This window comes from Pseudomonas sp. Z4-20, from assembly GCF_051131955.1.
Lineage (GTDB): Bacteria > Pseudomonadota > Gammaproteobacteria > Pseudomonadales > Pseudomonadaceae > Aquipseudomonas > Aquipseudomonas marvdashtae.
Map to the genome: position 1 here is coordinate 3860741 of NZ_CP071641.1, position 20449 is coordinate 3881189.

General features: G+C 60.1%; 18 protein-coding genes. 7 read left to right on the forward strand and 11 right to left on the reverse strand.

Annotated features, from left to right (window positions below):
• Positions 1–72 precede the first annotated feature (72 nt).
• Together J3P82_RS17460 and J3P82_RS17465 are read right to left on the reverse strand one after the other, a co-directional pair.
• Complete coding sequence (locus tag J3P82_RS17460) at positions 73–834, reverse strand: CHAD domain-containing protein (protein ID WP_434557947.1); 762 nt, start codon at positions 832–834, stop codon at positions 73–75.
• A gap of 109 nt (positions 835–943) precedes the next feature.
• The gene (locus J3P82_RS17465; protein ID WP_186636932.1) at positions 944–1234 is read right to left on the reverse strand and encodes a hypothetical protein; all 291 of its coding nucleotides are present in this window, start codon (positions 1232–1234) and stop codon (positions 944–946) included.
• Positions 1235–1443: 209 nt separating this feature from the next.
• On the opposite strand from J3P82_RS17465, the gene J3P82_RS17470 reads away from it, so the two are divergent.
• On the forward strand, positions 1444–2487 hold the full coding sequence (locus tag J3P82_RS17470) for a patatin-like phospholipase family protein (protein WP_434557948.1): 1044 nt from the start codon (positions 1444–1446) through the stop codon (positions 2485–2487).
• Positions 2488–2520: 33 nt separating this feature from the next.
• Here the strand turns inward: J3P82_RS17470 and J3P82_RS17475 are convergent, their stop codons facing one another.
• From J3P82_RS17475 to kdpF, 6 genes are all read right to left on the reverse strand, one after another.
• Positions 2521–3219, reverse strand: coding sequence for a response regulator (locus tag J3P82_RS17475; protein WP_434557949.1), 699 nt, complete (start codon positions 3217–3219; stop codon positions 2521–2523).
• A gap of 48 nt (positions 3220–3267) precedes the next feature.
• On the reverse strand, positions 3268–5919 hold the full coding sequence (locus tag J3P82_RS17480; RefSeq protein ID WP_434557950.1) for a DUF4118 domain-containing protein: 2652 nt from the start codon (positions 5917–5919) through the stop codon (positions 3268–3270).
• Positions 5920–5964: 45 nt separating this feature from the next.
• Positions 5965–6510 carry a potassium-transporting ATPase subunit KdpC gene (kdpC, locus tag J3P82_RS17485; protein WP_434557951.1) on the reverse strand — a complete coding sequence of 182 codons (546 nt, stop codon included), beginning with the start codon at positions 6508–6510 and terminating at the stop codon, positions 5965–5967.
• Positions 6511–6689: 179 nt separating this feature from the next.
• Positions 6690–8744, reverse strand: coding sequence for a potassium-transporting ATPase subunit KdpB (gene kdpB / locus J3P82_RS17490; RefSeq protein ID WP_434557952.1), 2055 nt, complete (start codon positions 8742–8744; stop codon positions 6690–6692).
• 10 nt (positions 8745–8754) lie between these two features.
• Positions 8755–10449 carry a potassium-transporting ATPase subunit KdpA gene (gene kdpA, locus J3P82_RS17495; RefSeq protein WP_434557953.1) on the reverse strand — a complete coding sequence of 565 codons (1695 nt, stop codon included), beginning with the start codon at positions 10447–10449 and terminating at the stop codon, positions 8755–8757.
• Between the two features lie 8 nt (positions 10450–10457).
• A complete protein-coding gene (gene kdpF / locus J3P82_RS17500) occupies positions 10458–10547 on the reverse strand; it encodes a K(+)-transporting ATPase subunit F (protein ID WP_053155116.1) in 90 nt (29 codons plus the stop codon).
• A gap of 280 nt (positions 10548–10827) precedes the next feature.
• Between kdpF and rfbB the strand changes: the two genes are divergently transcribed.
• The 5 genes from rfbB to J3P82_RS17525 all read left to right on the forward strand — a co-directional run bounded on the left by rfbB (position 10828) and on the right by J3P82_RS17525 (position 15549).
• Positions 10828–11910: a dTDP-glucose 4,6-dehydratase gene (gene rfbB, locus J3P82_RS17505; RefSeq protein ID WP_434563871.1), complete on the forward strand. Its 1083-nt coding sequence runs from the start codon at positions 10828–10830 to the stop codon at positions 11908–11910.
• Positions 11907–12803, forward strand: a complete 897-nt coding sequence (gene rfbA / locus J3P82_RS17510; RefSeq protein ID WP_434563873.1) for a glucose-1-phosphate thymidylyltransferase RfbA — start codon at positions 11907–11909, stop codon at positions 12801–12803. The genes rfbB and rfbA overlap by 4 nt, the downstream gene beginning before the upstream one ends.
• Positions 12800–13678, forward strand: coding sequence for a dTDP-4-dehydrorhamnose reductase (rfbD, locus tag J3P82_RS17515; RefSeq protein ID WP_434557954.1), 879 nt, complete (start codon positions 12800–12802; stop codon positions 13676–13678). Before rfbA ends, rfbD begins: the two co-directional genes overlap by 4 nt.
• Positions 13679–13898: 220 nt before the next feature.
• Positions 13899–15263, forward strand: a complete 1365-nt coding sequence (eat, locus tag J3P82_RS17520; protein WP_434557955.1) for an ethanolamine permease — start codon at positions 13899–13901, stop codon at positions 15261–15263.
• A 118-nt stretch (positions 15264–15381) separates the two neighbouring features.
• Positions 15382–15549: a DUF2897 family protein gene (locus tag J3P82_RS17525; RefSeq protein ID WP_014337248.1), complete on the forward strand. Its 168-nt coding sequence runs from the start codon at positions 15382–15384 to the stop codon at positions 15547–15549.
• A gap of 125 nt (positions 15550–15674) precedes the next feature.
• Here J3P82_RS17525 and J3P82_RS17530 read toward each other — a convergent pair whose 3' ends face one another.
• The 3 genes from J3P82_RS17530 to J3P82_RS17540 form a co-directional block, all read right to left on the reverse strand.
• Positions 15675–16526 (reverse strand): urea carboxylase-associated family protein, encoded by an 852-nt coding sequence (locus tag J3P82_RS17530; RefSeq protein WP_434557956.1) that lies wholly within the window; start codon positions 16524–16526, stop codon positions 15675–15677.
• 17 nt (positions 16527–16543) lie between these two features.
• On the reverse strand, positions 16544–17197 hold the full coding sequence (locus tag J3P82_RS17535; RefSeq protein WP_434557957.1) for a GntR family transcriptional regulator: 654 nt from the start codon (positions 17195–17197) through the stop codon (positions 16544–16546).
• 203 nt (positions 17198–17400) lie between these two features.
• Positions 17401–19044 (reverse strand): hypothetical protein, encoded by a 1644-nt coding sequence (locus J3P82_RS17540; protein ID WP_434557958.1) that lies wholly within the window; start codon positions 19042–19044, stop codon positions 17401–17403.
• 415 nt (positions 19045–19459) lie between these two features.
• On the opposite strand from J3P82_RS17540, the gene J3P82_RS17545 reads away from it, so the two are divergent.
• Positions 19460–20449 (forward strand): glycosyltransferase family 2 protein, encoded by a 990-nt coding sequence (locus J3P82_RS17545; RefSeq protein WP_434557959.1) that lies wholly within the window; start codon positions 19460–19462, stop codon positions 20447–20449.

Consider the following 20449-nt stretch of genomic DNA (forward strand, 5'->3'; position numbering starts at 1 on the left):
GACTGACAGAAAAGCCGTAACCCCCCAATCCACCCTCAGTCCTTGCGAGCGCAGGGTTGTTTTTGCCAGGGTTCAGGAGTTATCGAAGCAACTGGCGATGAGTTTATCGAGCACCCGATCGGACTTGGCCTCAGCCTTTTCCATGGTGATCCGCCAGCCTGGTATGAGGGATCGCAGGTCGTGCTCCTGCTCGGCCCGCGCCAGCCATTGCCAGCAATCGTGCCAGTCGCCCAGCGCGCCTTGGGCGGATTTGAGTCGGGGCATGGCCGCTTTCGGCAAGCGGTCGAGTTCGGGATAGGCTTCGATGGCGTAGCGCACGCGCTTGATCAGCAGGCGCAGTCGGTGGCGGTCATGGGCGGGGTCGCGCAAGGCCTCGCCGAGTTTTTTCCATTGTTTATCCAGGCGTTTTTCGATGCGTTTGCGCAACCCCGCGAGCAAGCCCTGGCGCTGGGCGGCGCGGATGAAGCGCGGGAACGCGTCGAGAATCATCAGCAAGCGCGCCAATTCATGGCTGCTGGCTACGGCGGGATAGGCTTCGGCCATTTGCACCTGGCGCCGCTGCGCCGCCTCGACCTTGCCGTGCTGCTCAAGGTAGGCGGCCAGTACTTCGCGATCGCGCAACGGCGTGGTCAGGGTACCGACCGCCGACGCGGCTTTTTCCAGCTGTTCAACACCGGGCAAACCGCGCAACGGGCGAAGCAGGCTGCGCAACCGCCGGACCGTGGTCCGCAGGTCGTGCAATGCTTCGCTGTCGGTTTGGGCATTCAAGCGGGCCTGACAGGCCAACAAGCGAACTTCCAGGCCCACTATCCGGGCCACCAGCCGATCAATCATGGATGCTTACTCCGTGCGCAGCTTCGAGTTGCAAGCTTCAAGCTGCAAGTGAGAAGCGGCCTGGGTCGTCCTCTTGCAGCTTGAAGCTTAAAGCTTGCAGCTGCCTTTATCACCTTCCCGCACGGGATTCGCGGATGTAGAAGCGCGCCTTCTCGGCTTTATTGGCACAGCCTTCGAATGCTTCGAATTGCTGCTGGGTCTTGGCGCCGGTCAGCAACGACAGGGCCTTGGAATAGCTGACAGTACCGGCAAAACCTTCGGCCTTGGCCAGGTCCAATTCCCGCCAGGCGCTGTCGAGCTGGCTGCCGCAACTGTCGCGGTAAGCGGTCTTGCCGGCACAACCGGCCAAGGCCAGAACCATCAGGGATGCCACCAAGGGCAGGCAGATCCGGGCTTTCATCGATAACACCTCAAGTCAGGTCAAACAGTCGTGCAGGTAAGACGGTTTCGCCGGCAAAAAGTGCCTCGGTTCGACCGCTATATTCAAGTGTGGACGGAGCATACGCATATGCCGTCGCGGCGTGTCAAAAAACGACGTCTACGCCACAACGATTGAGCCTGGCCCTCGATGCGTGCATTGTTGGTGTCTGTTCGACAAGAGGCCAGCTCATGACAAAACGTGTCGCATTGGTATTGGGCTCGGGCGGCGCCCGGGGCTATGCCCATATCGGAGTGATCGAGGAAATCGAGCGACGCGGCTACGACATTGCCTGCATCGCGGGTTGCTCCATGGGCGCCGTCGTGGGCGGGATCTACGCCGCGGGCAAGCTCAAGGATTACCGTGACTGGATCGAGAGCCTCGATTACCTGGACGTGCTCCGGCTGGTGGACGTCAGTTTCCGCCTCGGGGCAATTCGCGGTGAAAAAGTCTTCGGGCAGATCCGCAAGATTGTCGGCGAACTCAATATCGAAGACCTGCGCATTCCCTACACGGCGGTCGCAACCGACCTCACCAACCAGCAGGAGATCTGGTTCCAGGAAGGCTGCCTGCACCAGGCGATGCGTGCCTCGGCGGCGATTCCCAGCCTGTTCACCCCCGTCATGCAAGGCAATCGCATGCTGGTGGATGGCGGCCTGCTCAATCCGCTGCCGATCGTGCCGGTGGTGTCGAGCCATTGCGACCTGATCATTGCGGTCAACCTCAATGCCACCAACCAGAAACAATACAAGCTGCCCGTGATCCAGCGCCCCGCCGCGTTCCGGCGGCGCTTCGACACCCTGGTCAATTCCCTGGGTTCACGGCTGCCGTTTCGCCGCAAACAAGCCGAGCAATTGTTGTTGTTGGAGCAGGAAGCCCTCAAGGCCGAGGCCGCCGACATCAACCCGTGGATCGAATCCGCCGAGCCCGAAGGCCAGCAACCGGCCGCCGCGCCGCAGACCGAAGGTGCGCCAAGATCCGCCACCGGCTCATTCATCATCGATAACGTCGGGCCGGCCTCGTTGCTGGACTTGATCAACCAGAGCTTCGAGGTGATGCAGACTTCGCTGGCGCAATACAAGATTGCCGGTTATCCGCCGGATGTGCTGATCAACGTGCCAAAACGGGTGTGTCGGTTCTTCGAGTTCTACAAGGCGCCGGAGCTGATCGCGTTGGGGCGGGAGATCGCCAGCGATACCTTGGATCGGTATGAGCGTGAGCAGAACCAGAGCTGAGCAGGCTTGCTGTGGCTGACCTGAGAGCTTGGGTTAAGCACCCGCCTCTTCCAACAACCGATACCCCACCCCCGGCTCGGTCACGATGAACCGCGGCCGGGTCGGATCGTCGGCCAGTTTCTGGCGCAGGTGACCGACAACGATGCGCAGGTAATGGCTGTCTTCGACGTGGGTCGGTCCCCAGATGTCCTTGAGCAGTTGCTGCTGGGTAATGACCCGTCCCGGATGCCGGGCCAGTTGCGCCAGCACCGCGTACTCCTTGCGGGTCAGGGCCACTTCGGTGCCGTCCAGCAACACCCGGCGATAGGCCAGGTCAACGGTCAGCGCGCCGAACGTCAGCGCCGCTTCCTGAGCCTCGCCTGCCGGTGCCTGGCGCAGCAGCGCGCGCACGCGGGCCAGGAATTCCTGGATGCCGAACGGCTTGGTCACGTAGTCATTCGCGCCGTTGTCCAGCGCCTCGACTTTCTGCGCCTCGCTGGCGCGCACCGAGAGCACCAGGACGGGGGCCGTCGACCATTGACGAAACTCACGCAGCACTTGCTGGCCGTCCATGTCCGGCAGGCCCAGGTCGAGCACCAACAGGTCGGGTTTGTTCAGCGCCGCCTGGGCCAGGCCCCCGGCGCCGGTGTCGGCTTCGAGCACCTTGTAGCCTTGTGAGGCCAGGCTGATGCGCAGGAATTTGCGGATCTGCGGTTCGTCATCGATGACCAAAAGGGTCGCGCTCTGGCTCATGGGGTCCGTTCATCACAGTCAAGTGGCGAGAGCATAACGCAGCGCCGTTCAGGCTTCATCGTCCATCCCCGGTTGTGCCTGCAAGGGCAGGTGCAAAGTGATGCAGGTGCCGCGGCCGTCGAGGCCGTCAGCCACGCTGATCCGCCCGCCATGGGCTCCGACCATGCCCTGGCAAATCGCCAAGCCCAGCCCTGTGCCCTGCCCGCCTCGATCACCGCGCGCAGCGGTGTAGAACATGTCGAAGATTTTCTCGCGCTCTGGCTCGGGAATGCCTGGACCTTCGTCGGCCACGGCAAAAAAAACCTCATCCTCCTTCGCCCCAGCGGTGAGCAGTAGCCGTCCGTGAGCGGGGGAAAATCGCGCGGCATTTTCCAGCACATTGACCAGGGCCTGTTCGATCAGCGCCGCATGGACATGCAGCAACGGCAAGTCGGACGGCACTTCAACGCCCACCGCCAGCGGCGCCAACACCGCCCGAAGCCGGTGCAAGGCACTGGCGACGATGTCGGCCGGGGACACCCAATCGCGGGCAAGTTTCAGCGCGCCATGGCCGAGGCGGGTCATGTCGAGCAGGTTCTGGATATAACGATCCAGGCGCTCGGCCTCGTCGCGGGTGCCTTCGAGCAGTTCACGCCGATCCTCCAGCGGGATCGCTTCGCCCAGCGCCAATAGGCTGTCGATGCTGCCGCGCATGGACGTCAGCGGTGTGCGCAGGTCATGGGAGACGGAGGCCAGCAAGGCACTGCGCAGTTGTTCGGTTTCGCCATGCAGGCGCGCCGCTTCCAGGTCCTGTGCCAATTGCGCCCGCGCCAGGGCCTGGGCGAGCGGCTGGCTGAGGGCCGCCAGCAAACGTCGGCGTTGACCACTCAACGGCTTGCCGTCCTTGGGGCAAATGCCCAACAGGCCCAGCGGACCGCCCTCGGTCGACAACGGCCACCACCACCAACGCCCGGACGGCAACGTGGCGGTGCCGGCGCCGGCCGGTTGATCGTGTTGCCAGGACCAGTCGGCGGCGGCGCGCTCGGCCTCGGTGAACGTCAACGGCTCGGCGGTCTCGACGTTCCAACCGTGCTGGCCGTCGCGGTTGAGCAGGCACAGTTGCACATCGTCCTCGCTGTTGAGGTGCAGCACGGCGGCGCTGATCACGGCTTGGCGATCAGTGGCGGCGGTCAGTTTGCGCGACAGGTCGAGCAGCTCACCGGTTTCCTGCTGGGTGTCGCGCAGGGCCTGCAATTGACGACGCTGACGAGCCGCGAGATTACCGGTCAGGGCGGCCATCAGCAGGAAGAACACCAGCGTCAGCACGTCTTCTTCGCGTTGGATCGTCAGGGAAAAATTCGGCGGGATGAACAAAAAGTCATAAGCCAGGAACGACAGTGCCGCGCAAGCCAATGCCGGGCCGAGGCTGCTGCGTACCGCCACCAACAGCACCGCCATCAGAAACACCAAAGAGATGTTGGGCAGCGCCAGCCACCCGGAGATTCCCCAGGCCAGCGCGCTGGCAGTCGCCGTCGCCACCAGCGCCAGCGCGTAGTCGAATCCACTCTGGGCGGTGCTCGGGCGCAGGCGAGCGGGCGCCGGCGTTTCTTCGCTGTCCAGCACGTTGATTTCCAAGCCACGGGCATCGCGCAACAACCGCGAGGCCAGGCCGCCGCCAAACAGGCGCCTGCGCAAACGCCGCCGGGACTGGCCGACCAGCACTAACGTCGCACGACGTTGTGCAGCGTGTTGGATCAAGGTCTTGGCGACCTCCCCGGCGCGCAGCGACACCACCTCGCCGCCGAGGCGTTCGGCCAGTTGCTGCGCGCTTTGCAGACGCTGGCGGGATGATTCGTCTTGGGCGTCGCCGTTGTCCACATGCACCACGCTCCAGGGCAAATGCCGACGCTGGGCGACGCGGCTGGCGTGGCGCACCAGCCGTTCGGCCTGGAGGTCGCCGTCCACGCCCACCAACAACCGGCCCCGCACCGCCGGAGCCGACTGGCCCAATTGTCGATAGCCCTGGGCCAAGTCGTTGTCCACCTGCGCGGCGGCGGTCTGCATGGCCAGTTCGCGCAACGCGGTGAGATTGGTCTGCGTGAAAAACGCATCGATCGCGGCGCGGGCCTGCTCCGGCACGTAGACCTTGCCATCGCGCAGACGCTCGAGCAGCTCGCGCGGCGGCAGGTCGATCAGCAACAACTCATCGGCCTCCTGCAAGACCCAGTCCGGCAGCGTTTCGCGCACCTGCACGCCGGTGATGCCGCGCACCTGATCGTTGAGGCTTTCCAAGTGCTGGACGTTGACGGTGGTGTAGACATCGATGCCGGCGGCGAGCAACTCCTGGATATCCTGCCAACGCTTGGCATGGCGACTGCCCGGTGCGTTGCTGTGGGCCAGTTCATCCACCAGGACCAGGCTCGGGTGGGCCGCGAGCAGGCCGTCGAGGTCCATTTCCTCGAGCATCACCCCGCGATATTCCGAACGCAGCAGCGGCTGCTGTGCCAGGCCATTCAACAGGGCTTCGGTCTCGGCACGCCCGTGGGTCTCGACGACGCCGGCAAGGACCTCCGTGCCCTGACGCAACCGGGCGTGGGCCGCTTGCAGCATGGCGTAGGTCTTGCCGACGCCCGGGGCGGCGCCGAGGAAGACCTTGAGGCGACCACGGTCGTGGCGCGGCAGGTTGGCTAACAGTGCATCGGCACGGCCGGAGTCGCTCATGCTGCGGGTCTCTTCCAGATTTGATCAAAACACCCTGACATCGGGTCAGAGCTTTTCCAGCGCCAGGTTCAGCGCCAGCACATTCACCACGGGCGGCCCGACCAGGGGTCGCTCGATGTGGCTATCGAACAACTGCTGCAACGTCGAGACCGGCAGGTTCCTGGCCGCCGCGACACGCGCCAGTTGATAGGCAATCGCGGCTGGAGGCAAGTGCGGATCCAGCCCGCTGCCGGAGGTGGTGAGCAGCGCCAGCGGCACCGGTCCCTGGCCGGGCACTTGCAGCGCTTGGGCGTCAGCGCTCACCCGCGCGGCCAACGCCGGATTGCTCGGCGAAAAGTTGCTCGCGCCGCTGGCCACCGTGGCGAAGGCGCCCGCCGAGGGACGCGGATGAAACCAGCGATCGCCGACAAAATCCTGGGCGATCAACCGAGAGCCGCGAACCTTGCCGTCAGCGTCATGGACCAGGCTGCCGTTGGCCTGGTCCGGGAAGGCGAGTTGCGCCACGCCGGTGACCAGCAGGGGGTAGGCGACGCCGGTGATAAGGGTCATGAGCAGTAACAGGCTCAGGGCCGGACGAACGAAAGTGAACATTTTTCCAGATCCTCAGGGTGTACACACCGTGGCGAGGGAGCTTGCTCCCGCTGGGCTGCGTAGCAGACCCAAACTTGCGGCCTCGGTGTGTCAGGTGCATTGCATTCAGCTTCTTTTGGGGCTGCTTTGCAGCCCAGCGGGAGCAAGCTCCCTCGCCACAAGGGCCAGCGATCCTTCGCTCAAACCAGCCCCAACCCCGTCAGCAGCAGGTCAATTGCCTTGATCCCCACGAACGGTACGGCGATTCCGCCCAGGCCATAGATCAACAGATTGCGTCGCAGCAACGCCGCCGCGCTTGCCGCCTGCACCCGCACGCCGCGCAGGGCCAGGGGGATCAGCACGACGATGATCAAGGCGTTGAAGACGATGGCCGAGAGGATTGCGCTCTGCGGGCTGGCCAGGTGCATGACATTGAGCACGCCGAGCTGTGGATAAATCGAGGCGAACAGCGCCGGCAGGATCGCGAAATACTTGGCGATGTCGTTGGCAATGGAAAACGTTGTCAGCGCCCCGCGCGTCACCAGTAATTGCTTGCCAATCTGCACCACGTCCAGCAGTTTGGTCGGATCGCTGTCGAGATCGACCATGTTGGCCGCTTCGCGCGCCGCCTGGGTGCCGTCGTTCATTGCCATGCCGACATCGGCCTGGGCCAGGGCCGGAGCGTCGTTGGCGCCGTCGCCGCACATGGCGACCAGCCGTCCATCGTTTTGCTCATGGCGAATGCGCGCCAGTTTTTTCTCCGGCGTGGCCTCGGCCAGCACGTCGTCGACACCCGCCTCGGCGGCGATGGCGGCGGCGGTCAGCGGGTTGTCGCCGGTGACCATGACGGTGCGGATCCCCAGCTTGCGCAACTCGGCAAAGCGTTCGCGTATGCCGGGCTTGACCACGTCCTTGAGATGGATGGCACCGAGCAGTTTGCCGTCGACACAAACCAGCAAGGGAGTGCCGCCGCTCTGGGCGATCTTGTCGATTTCCCGCGCCAGCGCCGCCGGCAATTCAGCGCGAGGCAGGCCGATGAAACTCAACAGTGAATCCACCGCACCCTTGCGATAGACACGGCCCTGGTAATCGACACCGGACAACCGAGTCTCGGCGCTGAACGGCACGGCGGTGAGCATCTGGGCGGCAGGCTCGGGCTGCGGATGCAAGCCGCGCAAGAACTCGACGATGGATTTGCCCTCGGCCGTGTCATCGGCCAACGAGGCGAACAGCGCGCCTTCGGCCAACTCCTTCGCGCTCACCCCTGGCGCTGCATAAACCGCCGAGCACCGACGGTTGCCGAACGTAATGGTGCCGGTCTTGTCCAGCATCAGCACGTGTACATCCCCCGCCGCCTCGACCGCGCGGCCGGACTTGGCGATGACGTTCAGGCGTACCAGCCGATCCATCCCGGCGATACCGATGGCCGAGAGCAGGCCGCCAATGGTGGTCGGAATCAACGTCACCAACAGCGCCACGAGAAACACCAGCGGCAGGCTGCCGTTGGCGAAATGCGCGAACGGTTGCAGCGTCACCACTACCAGCAAGAAGATCAGCGTCAAGCCGATCAGCAGGATATCCAGCGCCACTTCGTTGGGTGTTTTCTGGCGCTTGGCGCCTTCGACCAGGGCGATCATGCGATCCAGGGTGGACTCGCCGGGGTTACTGGTGATGCGCACCAAGAGCCAGTCCGAGACCAGCCGCGTATTGCCGGTGACGGCCGAGCGGTCACCGCCGGACTCACGAATGACCGGCGCCGACTCCCCGGTGATCGCCGCCTCATTGACCGCCGCGATGCCTTCGATCACTTCACCGTCACCGGGAATCATCTCCCCCGCCGCGACGCGCACCACATCACCTTTGCGCAGGCGGGTGGCGGGTATCACTTCAAACCCCTGCGCAACCTGACGGCGGGCGCTCAAGCCTTCGCTGCCGGCCTTGAGGCTGTCGGCACGGGCCTTGCCGCGCCCTTCGGCCAAGGCTTCGGCGAAGTTGGCAAACAGCACGGTGAACCACAGCCACAGGGCGATTTGCGCGGCGACGAAGGTTGGCACGGCGTTGTCGGGAATAAAGCAGAGCACGGTGGTGAGAATGGCGGTCAGTTCCACCACCAGCATCACCGGCGCGCGGTGCAATTGGCGCGGGTCGAGCTTGACGAAGGCTTGCACCAACGCCGGACGCCACAGCGCCGACAGATTGGTTTTCGGTTGCTCCGGCGCCTTGGCGACGACGGTCTTGCTCATCGGCATGTTCATCATCAATTCCTCAGAAACCCAAGCTCAGGTGTTCGGCAATCGGGCCCAGGGCCAGGGTCGGCAGAAAGGTCAGGCCGCCCACCAACAGGATGGTCACGGTCAGCAGGGTCACGAACAGCGGGCCGTGGGTGGGAAAGCTGTCCTGGCCGATGGGTGCGGTTTTCTTCAGCGCCAGGCTGCCGGCCAGCGCCAGCACCGGCAGGATGTAGCCGAACCGGCCGATCAACATGCCCAGGCCCAGCATCAGGTTGTGAAACGGCGTGTTGGCGCCGAAACCAGCGAATGCCGAACCGTTGTTCGCCCCCGCCGAGGTGTAGGCGTAGATCAATTGGCTGAAACCGTGGGCACCGGGATTGCTCACTGCGGCAGCCGGCCCCGGCAGGCTCGCAGCGATCGCGCCCAACACCAGCACACTCACCGGCATCACCAACAACGTCGCCACCAGCAACTGCACCTCTCGGGCACCGAGCTTCTTGCCCAGGTATTCCGGGGTGCGACCGATCATCAACCCAGCGAGGAACACCGCGATCAGCACATTCAGCAGCATCCCGTAGAGCCCGGCGCCGACGCCGCCGAAGATCACTTCGCCGACCATCATGTTCATCAACGCCACCATGCCGCTCAACGGGTTGAGGCTGTCGTGCATGGCGTTGACCGAGCCGTTGGACGCCGCCGTGGTCGTCACCGACCAGAGCACCGTGGCGGTGGTGCCGAAACGCGCTTCCTTACCTTCCAGCGGCGCGGCTTGTTCAACGGCCGCGATGTCGAGGGTCGGATTAGGCTGCAACTCGGCCCAGAGCGAAGTCGCACCGCCGATGAGGAACAGCGCGAGCATGCAGGCGATGATCGCCCGGCTCTGGCGCAGGTCCTTGACGTAATGCCCGAAGGTGAACACCAGCGCCGCCGGGATCAGGATGATCGAAGCCACTTCGAACAGATTGCTCCAGGCCGTCGGGTTCTCGAACGGATGCGCCGAATTGACACCGAAGAAACCGCCGCCATTGGTGCCCAGTTGCTTGATCGCGATCTGACTGGCCGCCGGGCCGAGGGGAATCACTTGATCCACGCCCTGCATCGTCACCCCGTGCACGTAATGCGCGAAGGTTTGCGGCACGCCCTGCCAGACCAAAACCAGCGCCAGCAACAGGCACAGCGGCAGCAATCCATAGAGCGTCGCGCGGGTCATGTCGACCCAGAAGTTGCCCAGGGTCGTGGCGGACTTGCGCCCGATTCCGCGACACAGCGCCACCAGCACGGCCAGGCCGGTGGCGGCGCTGACGAAGTTCTGCACCGTCAGGCCGACCATCTGGCTCAAGTAACTGAGCGACGCTTCGCCGCTGTAGGACTGCCAATTGGTGTTGGTCATGAAACTGACGGCGGTGTTGAAGGCCTGGGTCCACTCCATGCCGGGTAACTGTTCGGCATTAAGGGGCAAATGTCCCTGCAGCAACAGGATCGCAAACAACAACACGAACCCCGCCAAGTTGAAGGCGAGCAAGGCCAAGGTGTATTTCTGCCAACTCTGCTCTGCGCTGGCATCGACGCCCGACACGCGATAACAGCCGCGCTCCACCGGGCCAAGGATCGGTGAAAGCCAGGTGCGCTGACCTTCCATCGCGCGATAGTAAAAAAGCCCCAGAAACGGTGCCGGAATCAGCACCAGCGCGAAAAAGCCAAGGATCAGCCCGAAGTCATAACCGTGCATAGCCGCTCCTAACTCCGGTCCGCGCGCAACAGCGCAACCAGCAGATAAATGAACAGCGCCACTGCCAGCAGCAGCGACACCCCGTCCAGAACACTCATGGGATTTCTCCGTGGTACGGCGTCTTGCCGCGTGTGGTGATTGTCGGCAGGAAGGGTGTAAAGGGACGAGATCGAGAGTGGGAGTTGAGGATAAAGAATGTGTAAAGAAGACGGTTGATCGGAGTCGGCTTGAGAGCCCGTCCGACGGCGTCAGTTATTTTCCCATGCGCTAGGCTCTACAAATCCAGAATTGGGCCGACACTTCTATTGCACTACCCGACTCATGCCGACAAGCTACGGTTCATGCGTCATCGACTTATTGGGAAAAGGCTGGACTCATATGCGTATCCTCATCACCGGCGGGGCCGGTTTCATAGGCTCTGCCCTGATTCGCGAGCTGATTGAGCACTCGGGTCATGAAGTCCTTAACCTGGACAAACTGACTTACGCTGGCAACCTCGAATCGCTTGTCAGCGTCGCCAGTAACAGTCGCTACGAATTCGTTCAAGCCGATATCGTCGACCAGACGACTGTCAGCGCGGTGCTGGCGCGCTTCCAGCCCCATGCGGTCATGCATCTCGCTGCGGAGTCCCATGTCGATCGCTCGATTGACGGACCATCGGACTTCATCCAGACCAACATCGTCGGCACCTACAGTTTGCTGGAGGCCATCCGCGCCTACTGGCAAACCCTTGCCGAGCCGGAGAAAAGCGCCTTTCGCTTTCATCACATTTCCACCGACGAGGTCTACGGCGACCTGCACGGCGTCGATGACTTATTCACGGAGACCACCCCCTACGCGCCAAGCTCGCCCTATTCGGCCAGCAAAGCAGCCTCCGACCACCTGGTCCGCGCCTGGCATCGCACATACGGCCTGCCGGTCCTGTTGACCAATTGTTCAAACAACTATGGTCCGTTCCACTTCCCCGAAAAGCTCATTCCGCTTGTCATCCTTAACGCGTTGGCTGGCAAGCCCTTACCGGTATACGGCAACGGCATGCAGGTTCGTGACTGGCTGTTCGTTGAAGACCACGCCCGAGCGTTACTCAAAGTGGTCACCACGGGCAAGATTGGCGAGACATACAACATTGGCGGGCACAACGAGCAAAAGAATATCGATGTGGTTCGCGGGATCTGCCAGTTGCTGGAAGAGCTCGCACCGCAAAAGCCTGAAGGCGTCGCCCACTATGCCGACCTGATAACTTTTGTGCAGGACCGCCCGGGTCACGATCAGCGATACGCCATCGACGCCGGGAAAATCGAGCAGGAGCTGGGCTGGGTACCCCAAGAAACGTTCGAGTCCGGGCTGCGCAAAACGGTCGAATGGTATCTGGACAACCTGGAATGGTGCCGTCGCGTTCAGGACGGCAGTTATCAAGGCGAACGCCTTGGCTTCATCAATAAAAAGGAACTCCTCGCATAATGAAAGGCATCGTATTAGCGGGTGGCTCCGGCACGCGTCTGCATCCCATTACTCTTGGTGTTTCGAAACAGTTGCTGCCGGTTTATGACAAACCGATGATCTATTACCCAATATCGGTACTGATGTTGGCTGGCATCAAGGAAATATTGATTATTTCCACTCCGCAGGATCTACCGCAATACCGGAATCTGCTGCACGACGGTAGCCAGTTCGGCGTTAAGTTCAGCTACGCAATCCAACCCTCACCGGATGGCCTGGCCCAAGCTTTTCTGATTGGCGAAGAGTTTATCGGCACGGATCCGGTGTGCCTGATTCTTGGCGACAATATCTTCCATGGGGCTTATTTCGGTGCACAGTTGCAACGGGCAGCCGAACGCCCTTCAGGCGCCACTGTATTTGGTTATTGGGTGAAGGACCCGGAGCGTTTCGGGGTGATCGACTTCGACAGCAACAATTGCGCCATATCAATCGAAGAAAAACCTGCGAAGCCCAAATCCAATTACGCAGTTACAGGTTTGTATTTCTACGATAACGACGTGATCGAAATTGCCAAGGCAGTCAAGCCTTCGGCCCGTGGCGAGCTGGAAATCACTGATATCAATAATGCCTACCTTGAGCGAGGTGACTTGCAGGTCGAGCGCTTCGGTCGAGGCTTTGCCTGGCTGGACACTGGGACCCACGACAGCCTGCTCGACGCTTCACAATACGTGCAGACAATCGAACATCGCCAGGGCCTCAAGGTGGCCTGTCTGGAAGAAATTGCTTATCACAACGGCTGGATCAGCCGCGAACAGCTGCTTGAGCGCGCACGTTATTTCGGCAAGATTGGGTACGGTCAATATCTCGCCCAGATCGCCGGAGAGGAAATCAATCCCGTCGGTCTGCGACCATGAGAGTTCTCCTCAATGGCCGGCATGGCCAGCTATCCCTTGAGCTACAGCAGCGACTACGCAATGTTGGTGAGTTGATCGTCATGGGGCGGGATCAACTCGATCTGACAAAGCCAGACCTGATCCGCAAAACGGTACGAAACATTCGTCCCGATCTCATCATCAACGCTGCCGGCCACACAGGCGTCGACCAAGCGGAAAGCGAGCCAGAGGCAGCGTTTGCCCTGAATGCCGTGGCGCCTGGCATTCTTGCGGAAGAAGCGCTCGCGCTCGATATACCGCTGATTCACTACTCCACCGACTATGTATTCGACGGAAATAAAAGCGAGCCCTACAACGAAGCCGACACACCCAATCCACAGGGGATCTATGGCAAGAGCAAACTGGCAGGTGAGCAAGCCGTCTCTGCGGTTAATGGCAAGCATCTGATTCTTCGCACCAGCTGGGTGTATTCAACCCATGGACGTAATTTCCTCTTGACCATGCAGCGGCTTCTCCAGGAAAGATCAGAGCTACGAGTCGTCGATGATCAGATAGGAGCGCCGACTTGGGCGGGCTCCGTCGCCAACAGTACGCTGGCGATCATTGAGCGGTGGCAAGGTGGAGAGGAGACGTGGGGAACCTATCATCTGACGGCTCAAGGCGAGATTTCCTGGTTTGGGTTCGCCCAAGCTATCGTCGATGTGTTGCATCAACAGGGCAAGCCTTGTGCAACGTTACTGCCTATTTCCTCCAGCGAATATCAGGCAGCAGCGGTACGTCCGCTCAATTCAAGGCTTGACTGCAGCCGGTTGGAACGGGATTGGGGAATCAGCCAGCCTTATTGGAAATCGGCGCTGCTTGAATGCCTTGATGAACAAACTGAGCTTCTTTCGTAGGGCGTCCATCTGGAGAAGTCAGCGGTGCCACACGTCTGCACGAGATCACGGCAAGCCATGAATCCGTGGCGCTGAACTGGGGCATCGAACACCACAATTCGGGGTGAAACATCCCCGATACGACCTGATTTCATCCATAACGACCGCAACGGCCTTCCTGGCACGCCCGCTGCACTGCCCCTCCCCAGCGCTTTTTGCTATTGATCGAGGGGAGCCACTGATGAACACACAACTCAAACCCACCCTGGGCACCCTGCATTTGTGGGGCATCGCCGTCGGGCTGGTGATTTCCGGGGAATACTTCGGCTGGAGCTACGGCTGGGGCGTGGCCGGGACACTGGGCTTCCTGGTGACGTCGTTCATGGTCGCGGCCATGTACACCTGTTTCATCTTCAGCTTCACCGAGCTGACCACCGCGATTCCCCACGCCGGCGGGCCGTTCGCCTACAGCCGTCGAGCCTTCGGTGAAAAAGGTGGCTTGATTGCCGGGCTGGCCACCCTGATCGAATTCGTCTTCGCCCCACCAGCAATTGCACTGGCGATCGGCGCCTACCTGAACGTGCAATTCCCGGCGCTCGACCCGAAACACGCCGCCGTCGGTGCCTACATCGTGTTCATGGGCCTGAACATCCTCGGGGTGAAACTGGCGGCGACCTTCGAGTTGGTCGTCTGCGTGCTTGCGGTGGCCGAATTGCTGGTGTTCATGGGCGTCGTCGCGCCGGCGTTCAGTTTCAGCAGCTTCGCCCTGAACGGCTGGGCCGGTTCCGACGTATTCGGCGCACCGGCCATCGCCGGGATGTTCGCGGCGATCCCCTTCGCGATCTGGTTCTTCCTCGCCATCGAAGGCGCGGCCATGGCCGCTGAAGAAGCCAAGGACCCGAAACGCACGATCCCCAAGGCCTACATCAGCGGCATCCTGACCTTGGTATTCCTGGCCATGGGCGTAATGTTCTTTGCCGGCGGCGTCGGTGATTGGCGCACCCTGTCCAACATCAACGACCCGCTGCCCCAAGCCATGAAAACCGTGGTCGGCGAAAGCTCCGGCTGGTTGCACATGCTGGTGTGGATTGGCCTGTTCGGCCTGGTGGCGAGCTTCCACGGCATCATCCTCGGCTACTCGCGCCAGTTCTTCGCCCTGGCCCGCGCCGGCTACCTGCCTGCCTCCCTCGCCAAACTGTCACGCTTCCAGACCCCGCACCGCGCCATCATCGCCGGCGGCCTGATCGGCATCGCCGCGATCTACAGCGACGGCCTGATCAACCTCGGCGGCATGACCCTGACCGCGGCGATGATCACCATGGCCGTGTTCGGCGCCATCGTCATGTACATCATGAGCATGCTCAGCCTGTTCAAACTGCGCAAAACCGAACCCAACCTCGAGCGCACCTTCCGCGCCCCCGGCTACCCCATCGTGCCGGCCATCGCCTTGGTCCTCGCCGTGGTCTGCCTGGTAGCGATGGCTTGGTTCAACGCCCTGATCGGCTTGATCTTCCTCGGCTTCATGGCCGTCGGTTTCGTCTATTTCGTCCTGACCGCCCAGTTGCGCGCAGACGCTCCGGCCGATGCGATGTTGACCGGGCTATAAGGTGAAGCCGGCATAACGGGCGTAGTATGGAACCACTGCGAACAGCGTTCGCTCATAAGTGGTAAGTGCAAGGGTCAGCGAATGTTCGACTGACCGTTGCACTCTCAAGGAGAGCCCTATGCCCTGGTATGCCTGGTTAATCCTGATCGTCGCCATCGGCTCGATCGTAGGTGGTTTGATGATGCTGCGCGACACCGCCCACAAGGTGGAACTGACGGACGAACAGCGCAAACGCGTGGCTGAGCGTAATGCCGAAATGGATGCGAAAGAGGCCAAGGACCGCTGATCGTCAGTTACCACACCGCTTCCGTGGCGAGGGAGCTTGCTCCCGCTGGGCTGCGCAGCAGCCCCAAAACTGCTGACGCGGTGTGTCTGCTAATGTGCGTTGGTTATCAGGACCGCCGCCTGCTGTTACTTCTCCCAATCCGCCTTGGCAATATGCAACCCATGCTGCCCCTTGTAAGCCGCCCGCTCCGGCTGACTCCAGCCTTGCAGCAATGAATCCTCCAACCGATAAATCTCCACCCCCAGCGGACGACAAACGCTAAGCGGATCCTGCGCATCCGGCCCCCACATCGCCAACGACAAATCCCCGCCTGGGCAAGTCGATAACGCGCAGAGCAAATCAATCTCGGCAAAAAACTCCAGGTAATCGCCCTTCTGCGCCGGGCAAGCCTTCATGAAATACATGTCGTCATGATTCAGCCCAGTGCACTGGAAGATATTCAGCACGTCGTGCACATCAAACTCAGTCAAACCATGAGGCAACACCGCACGGGTCAGGTTCGAGTGACAATGATGATGGAAATCCTCGCCAGTCAGCATCTTGTTCACATACGGATCACACCGCGTCCCCAACAAATCATGCAAACGCCCGCCATGCTCATCGATCCCATAACCGGCCAAACTGTCATCGGTGATCGTCACCAACGGTCGCAGAAATGGCAGGTTCGACCACAACCGATCGTGGGTGCTGACATGCGCGCCCTGAAGCTGCCGCGTACGCGCCGCCCACAACCGCTCCCGCGGATCGTGAGCGTTCCAGACGTTGAAGTCGCCCACCTGCGGGCCTACCGGCGTGGTCACGCGGAAGACATGCCCAGCCGGTACATGCCAGGCCCGGCCGGTGCGGATGGGAACCTCGAACTGCTCGATCAGCGTGCGCTTGTCTTGAGCGGTGCGGATGCGGTCGTAGAAGGGTTTGTCCACTTGAAGGGCGGAACCTTTGCTGACCTGGTAGGCGGCTGGGTAGTCTTTGTACATGGCGGCGGGTCCTTTGATCAGTGGGCGTTAGCGGAAGTCAGCAAGTGCAAAAGCAACTGCTCGGAATCGTCGAGATAAAGGCTCATGCCCTCATGGGCCGCAAGCTTGTCGCCTTCGGCCAGCCAGTCGTGGATCTGCCGGTCACGGGCAAGCCACGGCGCCTGGAAGCGCGCCTCATCGGGAGCGGAACAAAACACCAAGCGTAGCTGCGCGACCACGTTGGTGAAAAACTCATCGAGCAAAGGACTGCGCATCAAACCAACGACATGCTGATGAAACGCCAAGCCATGGGTGCCGACCGCACGCCAGTCCTCACGCTCCCGAGCCAGATCCGCAGCCTCCAAGGCTTCGAGCATCCGGTCGGACTGGTACTCGCTCAGCGGCTTGCTCGTAAGAATGGCCTGTAGCTCCAACGTGCGACGGACCTTGAACAAATCCTTTACGTCATCGACATCCAACCTGCGAACCATCACCCCTTTGTTACGCACGTAACGGGTGAGCCCTTCCTGACCCAGACGGTGCAATGCCTCGCGGATGGTGTTGCGGGATGCGTTGTAGGCGCAGACCAGGTTGTTTTCGATCAGCGCCATGCCTGGAATGAGGCGACCGCCGATGATGTCGGCGCGGAGCTCGAGGGTGATTTGGTCGGCGAGGCCAAGTCCATCGTTCATGCTCGACACCTCGAATGTTCAGCAATCGATGGTTATCGAATGCTCACTTTTCATGCCAAGTTCAATCACGCCTGCATTTTGCAGAGCTTGCTCACGTCACCCCGCCGAAGTCAAACCCGCCGGAAAGCGCGGAGCCGGTCATTGCGACCGGCCTCTTTTCCCACCAGCGACTTCCGGGCGACCGTAATCAAGACCAGTACGAGTCAGAGCTTACCAAAATTGACACAGCAATAACCTTTATCATCTTTTTCCTGCGCTTCCCTGAATGGATACGGTACCCATTCGCACCGGGTGATTAGCCCCGGACTGTTCAGTCCTTTGAGAAACGGCAACAACTTTCCGTTGCTCAAGTCGCCGCCATAACCAGTTTCGGACACATAAAGCACGTGGATCGGTTGCTTATCGCGCAGATAGGCAAAGTATGTCATGTGATCGACGACAACATTCTCTGCTGACTGCGTAGGAATATTGCATGAAGCCCCCAACTTTATAATTGAATCCAAATGAGGTTGTACACCAAGCACCGGAATCGACAGTGGTTGCCCAGGTAAGCTTGACTGGGTAAAGGCTGCATTACCAACGAGACCTGGCGTAACGAGTGCCGATAATGTTATCAGCGACGCCGTCGCCAGGATCAATAGAAGTGAATAAGCTGCCAATACAGATGCGTTGTTCAGCTTCGCTGCGCGCCGGGTATGCATCAATAAAGCCGCGATAATGATGGAGACAGGCACGAATTGGACGCCCGCGTAGAAATTTTGGATATTGTAAAAGAATGCGTTAATCACATTGGCGCCAGCCAACAATAGCGCCAACACCACCGAAACAGTGATTCGTCGGCGAAATACTTGTAACAAAAATACCAAAATACTTAGAACGTGAGTTGCGACTATAAATGCGTACAGGACGTATTCAATGGCCAAATTAAGGTATGGCAACGCTCCAAAGCTGCCCGCCATCGGAGGCAGCCAACCGGATTGGTACGTGGCATTAAATGTCAGATGTGGCAACATCCGCTCAGGAAAGCTTATTAAATTGTTATAGGCAGCACTGATGAACTCAAAGGGGGCATTGAACAACATGCCCGGCAATAGGGTGTTAGCCGCTAACATCTGTTGAATATAGGGAGCGTCCTGGCAGCCCCCCAGTGCGCTGAAATACAGAAAGACTTGAACGCATAGGGCAAGGACGAATAGCAGCAGGCCATAGCGAACCACTTTATGGTAGGTAGCCGTCGCCGACCAGATGGCCGCCAGCGCGAACGGCATGTAAAACAGACTTTTGGGATGAGCATAGAAGAAGAGAGACAGCAAAAAGGCTAACCCTACCGCCATTGCCGCTTGGGCACGTGGAGACTTTCCTTTCTTCAAGAACAGCGCAGACAAACACAGCAGCAGAATCGCCAGCACCAAAAGATGCTCCGGACGCGACATCACCCACAAAAAAGGCAAGACACCCAGTGACGCCACTGCGACTAATCCAGTAAAACGCTGGAGCCCTGCTCCCAAGTCGTGCGCTTGTCGCAAACACCAATAAGCCAGCAAAGCGAACCAGATCAGCGCTAAAATAATACCGCTTACCCTAAGGCCAAGCGGCCCCAGTTGGGCATACACGGCCGACAGCAACATCGCAGCTGGATAAAATATCCAAGCGACCGCTCGCCCGGCGGTGGCCGTGCATTGTGGATACAAGGTAACGGCATTGCCTTCCTCAAGAAAAAGCCGCGCAACTCTGAACTTTGTCACCACTTCATCGGAATAAATCGGGAGAAATATACCACCCAGTAATACTGTAAAAAATAATATCAGGTGAAGGAGCTGGAATTTTCTTATTACCACTTCTCTCATTAATCAACATCCGGTCGAATCAAGATGGGCTGTCCATCTTAGTCAATAGAGGCTTACTCGTCGGTGCCGATGATAGCCGAATCCCGACACCGAACCTATCACGTATCCGTCGAGCCCCACTGTTCGGCGTGATATCCATTCGAGGTAACGCTTCGAACACCAACCTGGCCCTCCCCCATTGAAGAAACATCAGGCTCCCCGTGCCGTGACACCGTCTCTTCAATGGCTTAAAATCTTTCCCTTTTTTACCGAGGATCCACTGAGGCTCCATCAAAGCCTGCTTGAAGTCGAGCGACACCGATGACCCGTAAAGCTTGATACCCCACCCAATCGGTTGCAGCATGGCGTGCACGACCAAGCGGAAAGCAACGAATCTACAAGCCCGTAACATCCATGCAGGACGCGTCGGCAGCCTGTGTCATCGTTCAATCCAATGGTCAGGATGAAGCTCAAGGTGATCGATAGAACCGTTTCAGTTAGCTTGGTTGTACCCGTTTACAAGAGCATGAATACGCTCCCGGAGTTTTACGCACGCGCACGAGCAGCCCTTGGGCAGATTTGCGACGACTGGGAAATTATTCTTGTGGACGATGCGAGCCCGGATCAGACGTGGTTTGCCGCACTCGCGCTCCACGAACAGGATCCGCGGGTCAAAGCCATTCGCTTCGCAAGGAACAAAGGGCAACAACATGCCACCCTGTGTGGTATCAGCTACGCGTGCAAACGCTATGTTGTGACGATCGACGATGACCTGCAGTGTTTCCCTGAAGACCTGTCACTCTTCATCGACCAGCTTCAGGCGGGCAAGCATGTCGTAATCGGCAAGATACCGATGGCCGAAAAACAACACAGTGCCTGGCGTAACCTGGCCTCCTGGCTTAACCATAAACTAGTCAGCAAAGTGTTGGGCAAACCGACCGATTTCGGCCTTTCGAGCTACAGGGCGATGAGCCAGCAAGTGGCGAAACAGCTGGCCAGGTATCAAGGATCACATCCCCATATCGCCGCAATGCTGTTCAACTCGGTACCCATCAGCATGATGGCAAATGTGACCATCCGTCACGCACCGCGCGCCGACGGCGGTCCAAGCACCTACACTTTGGGCAAGATGTTCAAAACGCTGTCGTTTCTTATCATCAATTATTCGCTCCTGCCATTGCGCTATGTGGTGATCTGGGGCTTCATGGTCAGTGCGTCGAGCATTCTCTTCGCCGTATATGTGCTGCTGCGTACCCTCCTGACTGATCATATCGTGCCCGGCTGGGCGTCACTGGCTATCCTCGTGTCCTTTCTCGCCGGCAACATACTCCTGGCTTTGGGCGTACAAGGAGAGTACCTCGGGAGGCTGGTAGAAAATGCAACTCATCTTAGCCAGTTCCCCATTATCGAAGAGCGCGTGGATTAA